Here is a 17,755-nt window from a genome sequence, read left to right as displayed (position 1 = left end):
GTCTCTACCAATAGAAATAGATTCATTGTCAGTAAGCCGTTTTAGCATATTACAAAAGATGGAGCTTTAACAAAATGCTGTGGTGCGATCGCCCTTATTTATTCTTAAAGTTACAGAGTGACCGCAGTTCTAAAATCGCGCCAATATTTTACTCTATTTAGCCACATTTATCGACATTCAATTTAAAAATTAAGCAAACGAAGTAAGAAGGAAGAAGAAACAGGAAAGGGGGCATAGGAAATAGGCAAGAGAAACAGTTTTGAGATTGCTTTTTTCCTTGCAACACGGCGAGTGGAAGGAGTTAAGCCCTAGTAAAATTACTTACTTCACACTCAAAACTGCTAGCCCATTACCAATTAGTACATTAAAAGATATTACTTGAGTTGCTGTAGCGCCGCCTCAGCTTTTTGTACACCATCATTGTTGCCTTGCTGGCGGTAAGTATCAAGGGCTTGTTGAAAAGCTTCAATTGCTTCAGATTTGCGATCGCGCGCTTTGAGTGCCGTACCCATATTGTAATAAGCTTCTGCCCTGTTTGGATCGAGCTTGATCACTCGCCCAAAAGTGGTAATCGCTCCTAAAAAATCTTGTTTTTCCAGTTGAATTTCCCCGATTCCTGCGTGTGCTTCCACTAAATTTGGTCGCACCGCAATAGCCCGCTGATAAGCTGCCAGCGCTCCGTCTAAGTCATTTTGACCCTTGAGAAGTTCGCCAATTTCTAACTGCACTTCTGGATTGCGGGGCTCCAATTTTGCAGCTTCTTCAAAAGCTGCTAGCCCTTCGGAAGTATAGCCGGCACGCAACAAAGCAGTGCCTAATTTTAACTGGACACCTGCTTGTTTGGGAGCGAGTTCGGCTGCTTGTTGGAGTACGGTGACAGCACTGGCAAAACTTCCCTGCTGGATCAATACTAAACCCATTGAAGAATAAGCTTGCCAATTTTTCGGATCGAGGGCGATCGCCTCTTGGTATGCTTTAAAAGAACCGCTGTAATCTTTTTGCTGAAAGAGTACCACTCCGAGACCGATCCGGGCATTGACATTTTTGCGATCGAGCTGAGCGGCGCGGCGATAAGCTGTGGCTGCTGCGGGATAGTTTTGTAAATTCGCCATAGCATATCCTAAGGCGTATTGGAAGTCAGCATTGTTCGGTTCCAGACCGATCGCTTGTTGGTAAAATTCTACTGAGGCTTGATAGTTGCCTTGACGCGCTTCTAAATAGCCAATACCAGAAAAAATGCGGGGGTTTTCCGTATCTAAACGTGCCGCTTCCTGATAAATGGCGATCGCCTTACTGTAGTCTCCTAAATCTACCAACTCGCGCCCTTGTCGCAGCAGAGCATCTAAATCTGAATTATTTTGAGGTTTGACTTCAACTGACGTTTCTGCTGAGAGCGCTATCTGCGGCGCTGCGACAGCGAGTCCCGCTACTAGCAACGTACTGAATACCAAGAGACTTTGTTTGTTCACGGCCATTTGTTTCAAAGAGTGTGTGGAATGAAAGAGCGAGTTGCTGTCAGCTTAGCAAGCTGACAACTTATGGTTTACCAGGAATCTTTGAGCGGCGAGATGTAGTAAATCTACAGAACAAGACCCACTCAAAATTTTCGCGACTGAGGCCAACTGATGATTGTAACAACAACTGATATCATCCAAGGAGCAGAAATTCAATCTTACCTGGGAATTGTAACTGCTGAGGTTGTCTACGGCACCAATGCCCTGCGAGATTTCTTCGCGGGCATTCGCGACATCATCGGCGGGCGCACCGGCAGTTACGAGGAAGTGTTTCTCAAAGGACAGCGAGATGCCCTCGCGGAACTGGAAAAACGGGCCCAGCGCCTGGGCGCCAATGCCGTAATCGGGGTGGAAGTTGACACGGGCACGATTAATGTAGACTCGAGCGGGGCTTTGCTGCTGATTACTGCCGTTGGAACGGCTGTAAGATTGCGTTAAGCTGTATTTTCTCTATACGTCCGCATTTCCTGTATACGTCCGCGAACTTTTCTAACGGGATAAAATATTCATCACTCATCAGTCATCAATCATCAGTCATTAGCTAATAGCGACTGGCTGAGGGCTGATGACTTTTTCGTTTCTTTCTTCAGACATAGAGACTGGTTATTTCCCCAGGCAGATATAGTTTTTATCAATCTCAGCCACAATCAATGCTTAGGTGAAAGATTCTTAAAAATTAAAGCAACTCTCAGAGGAAAGAAAAACCTATGTCATACGTAAATAGACCTGTAGATAACGTTGGTACCGAACCCGTGGTTGTGAATTCAATGATGGAATACCACGATCGAGTACGTTGGGGCCCGATTTTTTCGGGTTTGGTAATTGCGATCGGCACACAACTGGTGTTAAGTGCATTGGGTGCTGCGATCGGCTTGAGCAGCATTGCTGGTTCAGGAGCTCCGCGCACTATTTCAGGGGACGTGGGTACCGGCGTCGGCATTTGGTCAATTATCAGTTTGTTAATTAGCTTGGCCGTTGGCGGTTGGGTAACTGCTCGCGCTTGCGGCCCGATGAATCGCAATACAGCGCTTTTGAACGGAGCAATTTTGTGGGCAACCACCTTAACAATTGGCTCTTGGCTGTTAGCAAATGGCGTGGCCGGTACTTTTGGCGTCATAGCTGCGAATGCGGGAGAAGCAATTAATCAAGCGCAGCAAGGCGGGGTCGATTTGCCGAACAGAGCACCTAACGTATCTGCTCAGGATGCTCGCAATATTGCTGGTAATGCCGCGAAAGCTGGTTGGTCGTTTTTGTTCGGCTCACTATTGGGTTTAGTTGCTTCGATGGTAGGAGCATCTGCCGGCGCCCGCACTCCCCGGAATTACTCATAAAAGTTTCGTCAGACACGGAAAGTTTATATTAATGAAAGCACTTTTGTTAAGGTGCTTTTTTGTTGGTTTAATTAGTGAACTATTTTTTTCTCGTTTTCTCGTTCCCAGGTTCTACCTGGGAACGCATTTCTTGAGGCTCTGCCTCCTGGTTTTTAAATGGAGGCAGAGCCTCCGACTCTTTGTTCCCAGGCAGAGCCTGGGAACGAGGAGAAGGAACGAGAAAAACGAGAGAAAGGTGCTTATAGCGCACCCTAGCAATTAAGCGCTGAAGTATTTGGCTGCTGGGTGATACGTGATAATTGCAGTTGTGGATTGTTCGGGATAAAGTTGTTCGCTTTCATCCATATAGAGGTTGATACGATCGCACTTTAACAATTCCAATTGCTTGTACTGATCCGCCATATTCGGACAAGCGGGATAGCCAAAACTGTACCGCGAACCGCGATATCTTTGCGCTAGCATATCGCGAATGTTGTCCGGTTCTTCGCTACCAAAGCCCAATTCCCGGCGAATTCGCGCGTGAGTCCACTCTGCGATTGCTTCCGCTGTTTGTACCGCTAACCCGTGAAAGTAGAGATAGTCGGTATATTGATTGTTAGCAAATAGCTTTTGCGCGTACTCTGTAGCAATTTCTCCCACTGTCGCTACTTGCATCGGAAATACATCGATTTTACCCGATTCTTTGGGGGCGAAGAAGTCGGCAATGCACAGCCTGCGCGCCGATTTTTGCCGGGGAAATGTGAATGTTGCAGCCACAGGCAAGATGCCTGTGCCACTTTCTGTTGTGGGGCGGGCATCTTGCCCGCCATTGATTGTTGTTTGCCCCCCATTCATAATTTGCGGATCGTACAAATGCAAGGAATTGCCTTCAGCTTGACAGGGAAAATACCCGTAAATTGCTTGCGGATGCAGTAACTTTTCGGTGATAATTTTGTGTTTCCACTCTTCCAATATGGGATAAACTTTCTCAGCTAAGAAAGCATCGTATTCTTCCCGCGATTGGTCTTTTGGCTTGCGGAACTGCCACTGACCGGCAACTAAGGCTTGCAAATCTAAGTGCCAGAAAATCTCCTCAAAGGGGATGTCTTCTCCCTGCAACAGTTTCGTACCCCAGAAAGGAGGAGTCGGGCGATCGATATCTGCTGCAACTGCTTCGGAGCGCCTGGTATCAATCACCACAGGAGTGTCTGCTTTATTGGCCTCTTCTACAGTATTTTCTGGCGAAGCTTTAGCTTCTTTAACCGCCCCATAATCATCCTCTATTTCATCTAAAAATCCTTGCAAATCTTCCCATTTACCAGCAGATTTTGCTGGCATTAGTTTGTCCATAAAATGCAAGTCAGAAAACGCATCTTTGCCGTAAATTACTTTACCTTTATAAGTATTTTGGCAGTCTTCATGTACAAACTTGGGAGTCAAAGCCGCGCCACCCAAAATTACCGGAACGGTGATTCCTTTCTGGTTGAATACTTCCAGATTCTCTTTCATGAAGGCGGTGGACTTTACCAGCAAGCCACTCATGGCAATACAGTCGGCTTGGTGTTTTTCGTAGGCTTCGATAATATTGTCAACCGACTGTTTAATACCCAAGTTAATCACTCGGTAGCCGTTGTTTGATAGGATAATATCAACCAAGTTTTTGCCGATGTCGTGAACGTCGCCTTTGACAGTAGCGATGATAAATGTTCCTTTGGCGTTGTCCCCGGATTCGGACTTTTCCATGTGCGGTTCTAAATAGGCAACTGCCGCTTTCATGGTTTCTGCAGACTGCAATACAAATGGCAGTTGCATTTGTCCCGAACCGAACAATTCTCCGACTACTTTCATGCCGTCTAGCAAGAAGGTATTGATAATGTGGAGGGGCGGATAGGTTTCTAATGCTTTGGCGAGTTGGATGTCGAGCCCAATGCGTTCGCCGTCGATAATGTGCTGCTTGAGACGTTCTTCTACCGGGAGGCTGGCGTCTTCTGTACGATCGCGCTTGGTGGTTTTGCCCGCAAACACCGTTGTCAGCTCGCCCAAGGGGTCATAAACGCAAATTTCGCCGTCAAACTCCCGTTCGTCGTAAATGAGTTTACGGCAGATTTCTTGGTGTTTGGGGTCGATTTTGGCGAGGGGCAAAATCTTATTGGCACTGACAATTGCCGAGTCCATCCCGGCTTGCATTGCTTCGTGCAAAAACATAGAATTCAAAACTTGCCGCGCAGCCGGATTCAAACCGAAGGAAATGTTAGAAACTCCTAAAATTACGTGACAGCCTGGTAATTCTTGGCGGATGCGGCGGATCGATTCGATGGTAGCTTTGCCGTTTTTTCTGTCTTCTTCAATCCCGGTAGAAATTGGCAATGCTAGGGTATCAAAAAAGATTTCTTCGGGTGGAATTCCGTAGGCGACGGCGGCGTTATAGGCGCGTTGGGCGATCGCAAATTTTTGGTCAGCAGTTCTGGCCATTCCGTCTTCGTCAATTGTCCCGATAACTATGCCCGCGCCGTATTTTTTCGCCAACTCCAAAACTTGATAAAAACGCGGTTCTCCGTCTTCGTAGTTAGTGGAATTCAGCAAACATTTGCCGCCCGCCACTTTTAAGCCTGCTTCCATCTTTTCCCATTCTGTGGAATCCAGCATTAAAGGGAGAGTGGCATTAGTCACAACGCGGGAAACTAATTCTTTCATGTCTCGCACGCCGTCGCGGCCGACATAATCCACGTTGACATCGAGAATGTGCGCGCCTTCTCGCACTTGTTCCCGGGCCATTGCTACTAAACCGTCCCAGTCTTCGGCGTTTAGCAAATCGCGGCATTTTTTGGAACCGCTGGCGTTGAGTCTTTCGCCGACAATTAAGAAGGAATTATCTTGTTCGTAGGGTTGGGCGGTGTAAATTGAAGCGGCGGAAGGTTCCCAAGTAAATTCGCGGATTTTGGGTTTAAGAGTTTTGCCAATTTCTGATAGTTCGCGGATGTGATCGTAGCGGGTGCCGCAGCAGCCGCCGATGACTTGCACGCCTAAGTCTTCGACAAAGCGCATCAAGGCCATTTTTAATTCTATTGGCGTGAGTTTGTAGTGCGCGTGCCCGCCGATGTTTTCGGGTAAACCGGCGTTGGGAACGCAGGAAACGACGAAGGGCGAATGTTCGGAAAGGTATTTGACGTGTTCGGCCATGCGATCGGGGCCGGTGGCGCAGTTCAGGCCTAAAATGTCGATCGGGTACGGCTGCAAAATGGCTAGGGCGGCGCTGATGTCGGAACCGACTAACATTGTGCCGGTGGCTTCCATTGTGACTGATACCATTAACGGAATTCGCGCACCTTTTTTCTTAAATACTTCTTCAATGGCATTTAATGCTGATTTAATTTGCAGCACATCTTGACAAGTTTCGACAATAAATAAGTCAACCCCGCCGTCATAAAGTCCTTCTGCTTGTTCGGCAAAAGCTGCGGTGAGAGTGTCAAAATCAATGTGTCCTAATGTGGGCAATTTGGTGCCTGGCCCGATCGATCCTGCGACAAATCGAGGTTTTTCTGGTGTGGAAAATTCGGCGGCGATACCCTTGGCAAGTTCGGCGGCAGTTTTGTTGAGATAATATGCTTTGTCTGCCAAATCGTATTCGGCGAGTACGATGGAAGCGCCACCGAAGGTGTCTGTTTCGATGACATCGGCCCCTGCTTCGAGGAATCCCCGGTGCACGTTGGCTACGGCTTCCGGTTTCGTGTGGACGAGATATTCGTTGCAACCTTCGTATTCTTTGCCACCAAAGTCTTCTGCGGTGAGGTTTTGGACTTGCAGGTTGGTTCCCATCGCGCCGTCGAAGACGATGACGGGGCGCGAGGGGTGGTGGAGTCGATCGAGGAATCTGCTATTCATAAGCGGTCAAAAAAAACGCAGGTGCTATATATTTACAATTTTATCTATTGTGCAATATTGTCAACAATTATGTGACTGTTGGCAAACGACTAATTACTGAAGGATTTAATGCTGCTGACAATAGTTCGATCGTACCTGTAATTTTACCGATCGCCCTGGATAATTGTCAAAATTCTGTTGTGGGTGAGGCTGCGGGGGGGAAAACGAGCTAGTTGTGATGGATTTTTTCGCTTAACTGTTGAGGAATTTGGCGAAAATGCGATCGAAATAATTAAACGAGTGATGTTTAAGGGCGATTTAATTCTCGGCTGTCTCGTAGTTAGGCTGATAACTACGATCGCTACTCCTGGTGCAAGTAATGGTTTGAATGTTTGTTCTACTAAGAGACGGAATTCGATCGGAACCCATTGCTTGTTCATCAGATGTTTCTTTGATTAGTAAACGAACTGATTGAAGAATGGTTGGTACCGAAGAAGCGATAGCAAATGGAATTAAGTGGGTACCTGCACAGCTATCTTTATGGATAACTCGAAAAATTCACAAATTAGGTTGTCGGATGGTCTTAAGGGTGTAGAAACAGCAAACATTTTTACATCAGGAGAATTATGACCAAGAAATTGGGATACAAGCCCCTTCTTTAATAGCCGGCTTTTCTTGATTTCTAATATACTCCTTTAAAATCTCTAAAGGCGCACCCCCTACAGAAACAGCAAAATAACTAGGACTTCATAATGCTTCCTTGTAAGGCTTCTTATGTCCAGCCTGTCCGTAGCAACGGCTAGAGACGCCCTTTAATGCGTTAACTATTTGAGAGATAGACAACTTGGTCGGATACTCAATCAGCGCGTGAACATGATTGCCCTCGCCCTTGAATTCCAGCACTTGAAAATTCATTTTTTCTGCCACATCTCGAAACTACTTTTCAATCAAATCAATACTTTCAACTGTAAATATAGACCGACGATACTTTGTAACACAGACCAAGTGTATTGTAAGTTCTTTAACAGAATGGCGTTCCCGCCGGTAAACAGTGGTCATACTTTGCAAACCAATATATAATTCGACCTACAGACCAATATCAATATAACCATGAAAACAAGGTTTCGTTACAGATTCTATCCAACAAGGCAACAGCATGAGAGCTTACCTCAGTTGTTTGGATGCGTCTGGGTAGTCGGGAAAGATGGTCTAGCTCTGTGCAAACCGTCTCAAAAAAAGCCAAGTTCGGTTGAATTACAAAAAGTAGTAATAACCCGACGAAAAAGACCGAATAAAAACTTTGGTTAAGTGAAGCTTATAACATTCATTTACAGCAGTATCTAGCTGATTTGTAAGGCAGCTTTCAAGAACTTTTTCAACTGCTGTAAAGGAAAGCGGAAAGATCGTAAATTTCTGTATTTTATATTCAAGCAAAATAGCCAATCGGCGCGATTTAGGATAGGACGTTTTTCTTTTAGGAATGGCGGTGTCTATTTAGCTAAAATTGGTATCGTCAACCCAGTCTGGTCAAGAAGCCTCCCGTCTGAACCTAGCTCCGTCACAGTAATCAAAAATTGTGCAAATCGCTATTTCCTGAGTTTTTTCGTAGAAGTTCAACCAATTCAATCTGAGGTGAAAAACCAAAGTATCGGAATTGACTTAGGGATGAAAACTTTGGCAGTGATGAGCAATGGTGAAAAAGCTGAAATTCCTATTTATAAAAAGTTAGACCGACAAGCTCGTAAACTCCAACGCGAGTTAGCCCGTCAGCCAAAAGATTCTCAAAGAAGAAATGTAACTCGGATCGAGATTGCTAAATTACATAATCCCATTGCCGATACCCGTAAAGATTTCCTGCATAAAGTGTCAACCAAAATAGTCAAGCAAAACCAAGTGATTATTCTGGAAGATTTGAAGGTGTCAGGAATGCTGAAGAATCGGAAACTCTCAAGGGCGATTAGCCAACAAGTATGGAGAGAATTTAGAACTCTCTGTGAAGCAAAATCCGAGAAATTTGGCAGAGAGTTTCAAGTAATTAGTAGGTGGGAACCTACTAGCCAAGTCTGTGCGGACTGTGGCTTTAAGTGGGGAAAAATTGATCTGTCTATCCGTTCATTGCTTTGCATGAGTTGTGGCACTGATCAAGACAGAGATGAGAATGGGGCTAAAATTAGATAGAAAGTCGGGATGGGGAATCGGCACGACTCTAAACGGGCGCAGAGGGTTTGTCAGATTAGCAACGGTTAGCAGAACCCTATGAAGCGTCAAGAATCACCCCACCTTCAGGTCGGTGAGTATTTTAATGAGTTAGATTTTTCGTTCATCTTTCGCTCAATTGTCCCTCTTACTGAGTCTGCTTATCGTGTAAAGCTTACAACAGGTCACTCAGTTTTCGCTCAGACGCAGAACAGGTTCCCTAGATTGAGCGAGGGTAGGAGCTACGATGGCGGAAAGTGGTAAAATAAGTCAGAAAGCTTAATTCAAATCCTGTCATCCAGATTATAAAATTAAACTGGATATTCCGAAGCAAGTGAGTTTGTTTTGGGCGATCGTCCGGCTGTTTATATTTCGGGTTGGAATAAATTAATGGAGCGGGCGATCGAGCGTTTTAATTCCCTTTTGCTAGAAAATCAACTGTAGCCACTGTTTTGGCAAAGGGAATTATAGAATATATAGAATAAAACGTAAACAATCAGAGCAGCAGTAGAGAATACAGAACAAGTCTTTGTCTTCTCCCTCTGTGATGATTTGGGACATTGTTCAATTACAGCTACTTGCTCAATGCTGAGAACTTTGACTAAGGTTTGAAACCAGAGGTAAGTATAAATACTGCAAGAATGTATAAATATTGCAATAATTCTTAAATACCAGTTCATCAAGATTTACATCTTGAGATAGATGAATTAATAGGTGAATGAGCTTAAAATAAAATCTACTTGTTAGCGTGTCTAAAATTAACCCCAAAACCGGAGGATATTCCAATGCAAATAAGTGGGAAAGGCTTCGGCTCCTGCCCTCGCTGCGAAACAGTACCCGCAAAAATAGAGGGCAGCGGAGGTTTATACCTGTGGTTTCCAGTATCGCACACGCTGACCAAGGTTATTTCTGCGCTGGCTAAGGCTAAACTTGAATTTCGGTTTTTAGAAGAGAGCAAGTGCTTGTACGTTATCCTTGAGGGAATAGCGAGAGAAGATTTTAGCGCCCTAGCATCATCGGTGCTGACAACTCAAGAGTTGAAAGAGACAAAAGTTTTGTGGATGCGCGAAGTTGAACAGCCAAAGCTTAGCGATTTTTATCGTAGCACTTCCTTAGACTCTTTTATTAATTTGAGTAACTATGATTGGCTGTTAGATTTATTGTACGAAGAACGCATTACTACGCATTTTCAGCCCATTGTTTACACCTCAGATACTTCTAAAATTTTTGCCCACGAAGCGCTGCTCCGAGGAATTGACGAGCAAGGAAACTTAATTTATCCGGGTAGGATTTTTGCCCAAGCAGAATCAGCAGGCTTAATTTTTCAACTAGATGTTTTAGCCCGGACTCGCGCTATCCGCGAAGCCCATGTTTACAATATCAAAGAACTACTTTTTATTAATTTTTCTCCCACTTCAGTTTACGATCCCGCTACGTGCCTGCGAAGAACAGTACAGGCTATTGATGAAGCGGGAATTCCTCACAGCAATATTGTTTTTGAAGTAGCGGAATCTCAGCACCCTCCTGATATCGATCACTTGATTAATATTCTGAGGTTTTACCGAGAGGCGGGATTTTTAATTGCCCTAGACGATTTTGGCAGCGGTTCTTCTAATTTAAATTTAATGCACCAACTGCATCCTGATTTTATTAAATTGGATATGCAATTGATTCGCAATGTCCATCAAGATTATTATAAGGCACTAATTACGGAAAAGATGTTAGAAATTGCTGCTCAATTAGATATTAAAACTGTTGCTGAAGGTGTGGAAACTTTGGAGGAGTTTGAGTGGGTGCGGGAACGGGGAGCAACTTTTGTTCAAGGTTATTTGATTGCGAAGCCGACTTCTCCGCCGATAGCAGTTACCAGCTATATTGGTGCTGAACCACTACCTATTTCTGCTTAAATGGTTTTCAGTTGCGATTTGGCGCTACATTGGCTCGTTCCCAGGCAGAGCCGGGGAACGAGAATAACTAGCATCTTAAACGCTCAAATTGCGCCGCAGAAAGCTTTCTAAGGATTCCATTCTCATGCCGTAGATTGATTCCAAGTTTTGCACTTCTTCGGGAGTGCAGAAATACTCGTTACCCAGCAATACGCGCAAAGTTCCTAAATCTTTTTGAGCTTGAGGATTCAATAAACCCAAGGCATTTCTCAAACCGTCAAACACAACCAGTGGCGGGTTGATTACCACCGGTTCGCGATTGAATAAGCGTCCAAAAATGCGGGGAATGTCGTCTCTTGTCAGCACATCCGGGCCACCGACTCGCAGAATTTGGTTGCGGGCGCCTTCGACTGTTGGGGAGTCTGCGGCAATCTTTGCTAAGTCGTCGGTACTGACAACAGAGGTGCGGTTTTTGCCGTCGCCAATCAGCAGGTAAAGTCCAGTTTCTCGAAATCTTTCTGCTAGCGGTAACAAGCTGGAAGCAAAACCTGCAGGCCGCAAGATTGTATAATTCAAGCCGCTGTTTTGCAGGTATTTTTCTACTTCTCGCTTGGCTTTGAATACTGCGGAATCTTCGTATCCCCGATCGACTCCCAGTACCGAAATAAAGACAAAGTGCTGCACTCCGGCTTCTTTGGCGCAGTCGATCAATTCTATGTTAGCGCGGTAGTGTACTGCTTGAACGTCGCCGCCGGTGCCGTGGCTGCTGATGATGTATTGCACTCCTTGGCAGGCTTTTTTAATATCTTTGTCTTGTTTTAAGTCGCCGATAAAAATCTCGGCGCCTCGGTTTTCTAGTTCTGAGTAGCGAGATGCGAGGCGAACGAATGCGCGGACAGGCTTCTCTTGCTGTCTGATTTCTCGTACAATTCGGCGGCCTAGTGCGCCTGTTGCTCCAGTTACTAAGAACATAATTTTTAGTTGTTGGTTGTTATTAACCTTATAACCGATAGATCAAATTTCGACAATTACGGGGGCGTGGTCGCTGGGTTTGATTAATTTTCTGGGAGCAATATCTATTGTACAGTTTTTTGCTTGTTCGTAGAGGGGAGGGCTGAGATAATGGTGGTCGATTCTCCAGCCGTTGTTGCGGGGAAATGCGGCGGCGCGATAGTCCCACCAACTATAATGGCCGCCTTCTGAGGTGAATTTGCGAAAGGGGTCGTTTAATCCTAATTCTATGATTTCTGTGAGTGCGAGGCGCTCGGCGACAGACAAGCCGACGGAGTTGGCATTGGCTTTGGGATTGTGGATATCTCGATCGTCCGGGACGATGTTGAAGTCGCCGCAAATGCACAAGTTGGGGGATTTATCCAGTGCTATTTTGAGGTATTCTTGCAGCAGTTTGAGCCACTTTAGTTTGTACTCATATTTCTCGCTGCCGACTTCGGAACCGTTGGGAACGTATACGCAAATAATGCAAATATCGTCTATAACCCCGGCTATTAGGCGTTTTTGTTCGTCAAAAATATCTGCGGTTTTGTCGCCGAGAAGGGGGGAAAATCCGGTGTTGATTTGCGTTAGGGGCGATCGGCTAAAAATGGCAACGCCGTTGTAGGATTTTTGACCGGAAATGTAGCAGTTGTAGCCCAGGTTGATGAAGGGTTCTAGGGGGAAGTCTTTATCGGGAACTTTGGTTTCTTGGAGGCAGAGAACGTCTGGGGAGTTTGTTTGCAGCCAGCTAGTAACGTGTTCTATGCGGGTGCGGATTGAGTTGACGTTCCAGGTGGCGATTTTCATTTTTTGTTTGTTATATACTCTCTGATTACTGGCGCGATCGTAAAGTGCGATCGCCCATTGGGTTTTACTGTTTCAACTAATGACCGTCGTCCTAAAGATTGCATGACTTTCAATAGTTCGGGCGGTGAGAGTTGCAGGTTTTCTGGTATTTTTGAGATGTCGGCTGGTTCGGGGGTATTGGCTAGCCATGCGATCGCCTGTTGTTCGGATGCGGTTAGGCGATCGAAATGCTGGTGCAGGAGTGATTCTAAGTCACCTAAGAATAGGGTATCATAGGAGAGGAATTCGGAAACGCTGCCGCCGAACAAGTCTTGAATTAATGTGGCAATTATATTTAACCATAAAGGATTGCCTCGGTAAAGGTCGATTAGTTCTGACCATTTTTCCTCTTCTGCTAATCCTTTGTCTCTGAATATTTCCTGTGCTTCCGGCCCTAAACCGTTGAGTTGCAGCGATTTGCAGGGGCGGTTTTCGCCTTCTAAGGCGGCGATTTCTCTGGGTTTTTCCCAACTCAGGAGGATGAGGCAACTGTTGTGGGATGATTCTGTTATTTGTTTGAAGAATGCGCCGTAATTTTCATATCCAGGTTGGTAATTTCCTGCGAGTTGTTGGCTGCTGAAAATGGTTTGGATGTCATCGAGGATGATGAGACAGCGGTGCGATCGTAAATATTCTAGTAGGGGCAATCCCCTGGTGGTTGCCCTTTCTTCTGGATAGGGGGCGGACACCGAGGGGGCGGGCACGGGGGCACCGCCCCTACAGAATTGAATTAACTCGGTTTGGAGTGATGCCAGCGGTGGAGAGTTGCGGAGACTTCGCCAGATGATGTAGTCGAATTCGTGTTGAATTTGTGGGATTAGTTGGAGTGTAAGGGCGGTTTTGCCAATACCGGATAAGCCTAGGATGGTGATGAGGCGGGTGCGGCCTAAAATCCAGTTTTCGAGGGTGGAGAGTTCGGATGTGCGGTTATAGAATAGGTTGGGTTCTGGTGCATCAGCTAAATCTAAATGTACTTTGGGTTCGGAATTGCTTGTTTTTTCGTTAAATTTATTCTTGTCTTGCGGTTCAGATTGTGAGATTTTTAGGGAGTGCAAAGTCTCAGCGGAGACACTACCAATTTGTATATAGTCTTTCCCGAAACATGAGATATTGGAAAATCGCCCATTTTCTAATTTTTCTCTAAAATTTGCTTTGCAAACATCTCCATCTTCTAATGCAACTGATAGAAGTTTCCATAATTTAAAGCCAACCTCTTTAACATATTTCTCTGAACGGTTGTGATGCTGTGCAATTTCTTTATATTTCTGATTGTCCCAAGCGCCACGTAATATAGCTTTTTGCAGACTATCTAAATGTTTTCCCGTAGTAGTCAAAGCTAGATGGTCAACAAATTCTAAGGCTTCTTCAACGTCCATCGGTCACGCAGGTGCAAGGGGTTGACCTGATTGTAACCCAACTAAATATGACTTTTTCAGTAGCAACCAACTAAATGTGACTTTTTATGACCTACTTGGGATAGAAAAAAACTACTAAATATGACTTTATATGGCTTGACAAGATTTGGTATTTAGGAAAAAATTTATACTTAAAACAACAAAAGGTTATGCTAAGCGCTAGTTGTATCTACCTGTTATGACACAACCGAATATTTTGGAACTCGCGAAACAGGGAGATGCAAAAGCGATCGCGCTTCTGCTGAACCGCCAGCTACAAGCCAAGGGCATCACCGCCGCAGCTTCCCTTAAGGATGGTTGTTTACAGGTGATGCTGGAAGCGACAGAAGCGCCTAGTCAGCAAGTCTTGGCCCCGTGGGTGAGTAAGTCGATCGCTGGTTTGGGGGCTGCATCGATTGAGAAAGTCAAGGTTTACGGGCGACAGACGGGCGCAAAGGTGCCGGCGTGGAGTCAAGAGTTTGAAGCGGCGGGACAAAATTTTCCTGTTGCGAATGTAACACAGGGGCGGGCAAGTTCTAGTGATAATACGGAGTCAAATCAGCTTAGTTTGAAGGAACGGGCTAAGCTTGGGGATGTGGAGGCGATCGCCAGTCTGTTAAATCTTCCGTTACAGAATAAGGGGATTAGTGCGACTGCGAGTTTGCAAGACGGTTGTTTGCAAGTGATGCTGGAGGGCGATCGGGTTCCTGATGAGGAGGCTTCTATCAGGATTGTCCGCAGGGAGTTGACGAATTTGAAGGCGGGGGCGATCGCTTCTGTGAAAGTTTACGGGCAGCAGGCGGGTGAGGATTTTCCGGCTTGGAATCGAGAGTTTGAGATAGCGCAAGTACAGTTGACATCAAGTCCAGCGAAATTAAGCGTGAATAATCAAGCTTCAGGTTTTCAAGCGACAATTCCAGACAAAAATACGCCAAAACAACTAGCTCAGTCAGCTTTAAACTTTCTCCAAACAACATTGCTTAGTCATCCAATAATCAGTAAAGTGTATGAACACAGTTTAGTTTTTATCAAAGACAACAAGTACATTATAAAAAACAAAAAAACGATGACCATCGCTATTATATTTATAGCGCTGGTAATAGTTAGTGGGATATTTTTGAATAAAGATGCGAAGTTTCAAAGAGAAGTATATGCTTCCTTTGATAGCTACCCGAAAAAGTCCCAACAAGAAGGATACAAAAAAATGTTTGAAGTATATACCTTCGAGAGAGCAAAACAATATGGTCTAGAGTATTGCAGTGACTTATCAAAAGGTATTAGTGAAGAAGAATTATTCCGTGCCTACAACGATAGACAACTTGAGAGACATATGAAATCTATAGAAAACGGAACTATGAGTGAGCGAGAAAATCTAGATTTATTTGTGGTAGAAGTACAGATACAAGGAGCGGCTATAAAAGTATATTGTCCTCAATTCCAGAATGTAATTGATAAAGTTCCTCTCCAAAAACGTTTAGACAGTACAGATAAATAAACCAAGAAAAAGCTAAAATTAATTTGGTATATAGCTTTTTTAGTAGCAACCAACTAAATGGGACTTTTTATGACCTAGCTGGGATGTAAACAGCCTACTAAATATGACTTTATATGGCTTGACAAGATTTTGTATTTAGGTAATAATCTATACTTAATACTACTCATAAAATATCTATGACTGACTATCCTCTAAGCGCCACCATTTACACAGATAACTCTAACATGGACATTAGTTCTATTGAAGTTAGTCATCAATTATCATTTAGCCATATTAAAGCAGCAGCTCACTTTGCAAAGTTAAGTTATAAAAAAGAAGATGAGTATGATGACAGCCAACCTTCGTCAGAGTTGCTTGATGAACATAGATCGTATGTCATAGGTTCCATAATCACTGCGGTCTGCTATCTTGAGGCTACAATCAACGAAGTGTTTACGGATGTAGAAGATATTTCCCGTTCTAATGAATGGAGTCCTGATGTTGCCCAAAAAATGAAAGAAACGTGGCATAATGAACGAGAGTTAGGACTTATAGAAAAATACGAAAAGGCTCTCTGTATAGTGAAATCAGAAAGCTTTAATAGAGGAGCAGAACCTTATCAATCTGCTGCTTCACTCATTTACCTACGGAATGCCTTAATCCACTATAAACCTGAGTGGGTTGGAACTGGAGAAAGTTATAATAAGACGGTTAATGAAAAATTAAGGCAAAAGTTAGAGAAGAAAATCAAAAAGCTTAACCCAATGACACAAGAAGGAAGCCTTTTCTTCCCGCACCGGTGTCTGGGATATGGTTGCGCTAAGTGGGCTGTGGAATCTTCTCTAAACTTCTCTAATGAGTTCTTTTCTAAAATAGGCTTACCTTCTAACCTAGATCAAGATTACCAATTAAGTTTGAACTTACCAGAGATATAAGCTCGCTCCCTAGATTCTGATATCCTAGTTATTACAAAAGCGCGATCGCCCTTAAATCCCAACTTGTCAAAAAGTGCGATCGCCCTTACGTCCCAACTTGTCAAAAAGCGCGATCGCGCCTCTTCCCCTGTACTTGCAAAAAAATTACATCCAAGATAAACTAGGAAATAGAAACTAAGCAACCTCTGATGCTGAAAGCAAAAATATAATGAAAACTAAAAGCTTCACAGTCATCATTTACAAAGAAGAAGATATGTACATTGCCGAATGTCCAGAAGTCGGCACAATTGACCAAGGCGAAACCATAGAACAAGCGATCGCCAATCTCAAAGAAGCTACAAGGCTCTATCTCGAAGAGTGTCCTTTACCCGACGAAATCACTCCCAGGTTTGTAACTAGCATAGAGGTTAGCTATGCCTAGGTTGCCCAGAATATCAAGCCTAGAAGTAATTCGCGTACTAGAGCGTTTAGACTTTTATCAAGCCAGACAAACGGGTAGCCACGTTGTCCTTAAAAAGCATCTTCCAGACGGATAAATTGTTTGCGTTGTGCCACTCCACCGCGAGTTAAAAATTGGTACTCTCAGCGGTGTTCTAAAGCAAGCAAAGGTCACACCTGATGAGTTTATAGCTAATTTATAAGTGAGAATAACCGGGTTTCCCAGTAGATGAGTTTTTGTAGCTTGTAGGGGTCGATCGCGATCGTAATGAAATAACGATCGCCCTTAAATCCCAACTTGTCAAAAAGTGCGTGAAGCGCAGCTATCCCCTAGAGAATCGCCCCTACATGAATTATTCAAGCTAACTCCGACACACTCAGCCGCCCTTCTACAGGTTCATACTCATCCTCTAAAAGCCAATACTGGGCCTCATCATAACTCTGACTAGAAAACACAACTTTATAACCCTCAGCCGGATCGTATATCCGACAATTTCCCTCAGCGTCACTTAGTAACAAAAGCAGATAAGGCGGTGAAAGATTTGGATCGATCCATACCTCTGTAAATTCCCAGTTATTCTTCACTAAATCGGCTTCGAGGCGTAACGTGGTATCGGTTTTCTGCATCAACTTTTATCTCTCCGCAGTCAAGTAAAAGACGGCTACCATCCGGGTCAACTCTATAACCAATTGATTCAGCAAAAAACTTACCATAACATCGTAGCCCCGAATCGTACCTGGAAATTCTCCATCTTCTATTATGGCTTGAGCTACCTGATTCATAGTAGCCTCATCGTTAAAAATATGAGCAGCACGTCCTTTATTAAGCAGTCTTCTCATTTGTGGCGTGTCTGGCAAGTGTTTAGCAATCTGCCTGCTGTCAAGGGTGATTTGGCGATTAATTCCAC

Annotated in this window: 16 protein-coding genes and 2 pseudogenes; 9 read left to right on the top strand and 9 right to left on the bottom strand. The window is 44.4% G+C overall.

The features are described from left to right. Window positions 1-374: 374 nt before the first annotated feature. On the bottom strand, window positions 375-1,475 hold the full coding sequence (locus QUA33_RS10295) for a tetratricopeptide repeat protein (RefSeq protein WP_333095839.1): 1,101 nt from the start codon (window positions 1,473-1,475) through the stop codon (window positions 375-377). A 150-nt stretch (window positions 1,476-1,625) separates the two neighbouring features. On the opposite strand from QUA33_RS10295, the gene QUA33_RS10290 reads away from it, so the two are divergent. Together QUA33_RS10290 and QUA33_RS10285 are read left to right on the top strand one after the other, a co-directional pair. Further along, a complete protein-coding gene (locus QUA33_RS10290; RefSeq protein WP_172184303.1) occupies window positions 1,626-1,952 on the top strand; it encodes a YbjQ family protein in 327 nt (108 codons plus the stop codon). A 269-nt stretch (window positions 1,953-2,221) separates the two neighbouring features. Continuing rightward, on the top strand, window positions 2,222-2,845 hold the full coding sequence (locus QUA33_RS10285; RefSeq protein WP_333148519.1) for a hypothetical protein: 624 nt from the start codon (window positions 2,222-2,224) through the stop codon (window positions 2,843-2,845). A gap of 258 nt (window positions 2,846-3,103) precedes the next feature. Here the strand turns inward: QUA33_RS10285 and metH are convergent, their stop codons facing one another. From metH to tnpA, 3 genes and pseudogenes are all read right to left on the bottom strand, one after another. After that, a complete protein-coding gene (gene metH / locus QUA33_RS10280; protein ID WP_333148518.1) occupies window positions 3,104-6,706 on the bottom strand; it encodes a methionine synthase in 3,603 nt (1,200 codons plus the stop codon). 143 nt (window positions 6,707-6,849) lie between these two features. Then, window positions 6,850-7,125 carry a hypothetical protein gene (locus tag QUA33_RS10275; RefSeq protein ID WP_333148517.1) on the bottom strand — a complete coding sequence of 92 codons (276 nt, stop codon included), beginning with the start codon at window positions 7,123-7,125 and terminating at the stop codon, window positions 6,850-6,852. Between the two features lie 184 nt (window positions 7,126-7,309). After that, window positions 7,310-7,744: pseudogene (gene tnpA / locus QUA33_RS10270) on the bottom strand (IS200/IS605 family transposase). Window positions 7,745-7,795: 51 nt separating this feature from the next. Here tnpA and QUA33_RS10265 point away from each other — a divergent pair. The 3 genes from QUA33_RS10265 to QUA33_RS10255 all read left to right on the top strand — a co-directional run bounded on the left by QUA33_RS10265 (window position 7,796) and on the right by QUA33_RS10255 (window position 10,788). Then, window positions 7,796-7,993 carry a helix-turn-helix domain-containing protein gene (locus QUA33_RS10265; RefSeq protein WP_333148516.1) on the top strand — a complete coding sequence of 66 codons (198 nt, stop codon included), beginning with the start codon at window positions 7,796-7,798 and terminating at the stop codon, window positions 7,991-7,993. 36 nt (window positions 7,994-8,029) lie between these two features. Next, a complete protein-coding gene (locus tag QUA33_RS10260; RefSeq protein WP_333148545.1) occupies window positions 8,030-8,863 on the top strand; it encodes a transposase in 834 nt (277 codons plus the stop codon). Window positions 8,864-9,666: 803 nt separating this feature from the next. Continuing rightward, window positions 9,667-10,788: an EAL domain-containing protein gene (locus QUA33_RS10255; protein ID WP_333148515.1), complete on the top strand. Its 1,122-nt coding sequence runs from the start codon at window positions 9,667-9,669 to the stop codon at window positions 10,786-10,788. 75 nt (window positions 10,789-10,863) lie between these two features. On the opposite strand, the gene QUA33_RS10250 is transcribed toward QUA33_RS10255, so the two are convergent. From QUA33_RS10250 to QUA33_RS10240, 3 genes are read right to left on the bottom strand one after another with little or no spacing between them, the layout of a single operon-like run. Continuing rightward, the gene (locus QUA33_RS10250) at window positions 10,864-11,739 is read right to left on the bottom strand and encodes an SDR family oxidoreductase (RefSeq protein WP_333148514.1); all 876 of its coding nucleotides are present in this window, start codon (window positions 11,737-11,739) and stop codon (window positions 10,864-10,866) included. A gap of 42 nt (window positions 11,740-11,781) precedes the next feature. Continuing rightward, window positions 11,782-12,567 carry an exodeoxyribonuclease III gene (gene xth, locus QUA33_RS10245; RefSeq protein ID WP_333148513.1) on the bottom strand — a complete coding sequence of 262 codons (786 nt, stop codon included), beginning with the start codon at window positions 12,565-12,567 and terminating at the stop codon, window positions 11,782-11,784. Then, window positions 12,564-13,982 carry an ATP-binding protein gene (locus QUA33_RS10240; protein WP_333148512.1) on the bottom strand — a complete coding sequence of 473 codons (1,419 nt, stop codon included), beginning with the start codon at window positions 13,980-13,982 and terminating at the stop codon, window positions 12,564-12,566. Before QUA33_RS10240 ends, xth begins: the two co-directional genes overlap by 4 nt. A gap of 217 nt (window positions 13,983-14,199) precedes the next feature. On the opposite strand from QUA33_RS10240, the gene QUA33_RS10235 reads away from it, so the two are divergent. The 4 genes from QUA33_RS10235 to QUA33_RS10220 all read left to right on the top strand — a co-directional run bounded on the left by QUA33_RS10235 (window position 14,200) and on the right by QUA33_RS10220 (window position 16,945). Continuing rightward, window positions 14,200-15,495 carry a hypothetical protein gene (locus QUA33_RS10235; protein WP_333148511.1) on the top strand — a complete coding sequence of 432 codons (1,296 nt, stop codon included), beginning with the start codon at window positions 14,200-14,202 and terminating at the stop codon, window positions 15,493-15,495. A gap of 176 nt (window positions 15,496-15,671) precedes the next feature. Beyond that, a complete protein-coding gene (locus QUA33_RS10230; protein ID WP_333148510.1) occupies window positions 15,672-16,409 on the top strand; it encodes a hypothetical protein in 738 nt (245 codons plus the stop codon). A gap of 208 nt (window positions 16,410-16,617) precedes the next feature. Continuing rightward, window positions 16,618-16,830: a type II toxin-antitoxin system HicB family antitoxin gene (locus QUA33_RS10225; protein WP_333148509.1), complete on the top strand. Its 213-nt coding sequence runs from the start codon at window positions 16,618-16,620 to the stop codon at window positions 16,828-16,830. Then, a complete protein-coding gene (locus tag QUA33_RS10220) occupies window positions 16,823-16,945 on the top strand; it encodes a type II toxin-antitoxin system HicA family toxin (protein WP_333148508.1) in 123 nt (40 codons plus the stop codon). The genes QUA33_RS10225 and QUA33_RS10220 overlap by 8 nt, the downstream gene beginning before the upstream one ends. 259 nt (window positions 16,946-17,204) lie before the next feature. Here QUA33_RS10220 and QUA33_RS10215 read toward each other — a convergent pair whose 3' ends face one another. Together QUA33_RS10215 and QUA33_RS10210 are read right to left on the bottom strand one after the other, a co-directional pair. After that, window positions 17,205-17,474, bottom strand: a complete 270-nt coding sequence (locus tag QUA33_RS10215) for a hypothetical protein (protein ID WP_332953703.1) — start codon at window positions 17,472-17,474, stop codon at window positions 17,205-17,207. Then, window positions 17,422-17,687 (bottom strand): annotated as a pseudogene (locus tag QUA33_RS10210) (DUF6972 family protein). The gene QUA33_RS10215 and the pseudogene QUA33_RS10210 overlap by 53 nt, the downstream one beginning before the upstream one ends. Between the last annotated feature and the right edge of the window lie 68 nt (window positions 17,688-17,755).

Source organism: Microcoleus sp. Pol14D4, from assembly GCF_036701245.1.
Lineage (GTDB): Bacteria > Cyanobacteriota > Cyanobacteriia > Cyanobacteriales > Microcoleaceae > Microcoleus.
Note: the sequence above shows the minus strand (reverse complement) of the source record. Positions and strands in the feature narration are given on the sequence as shown.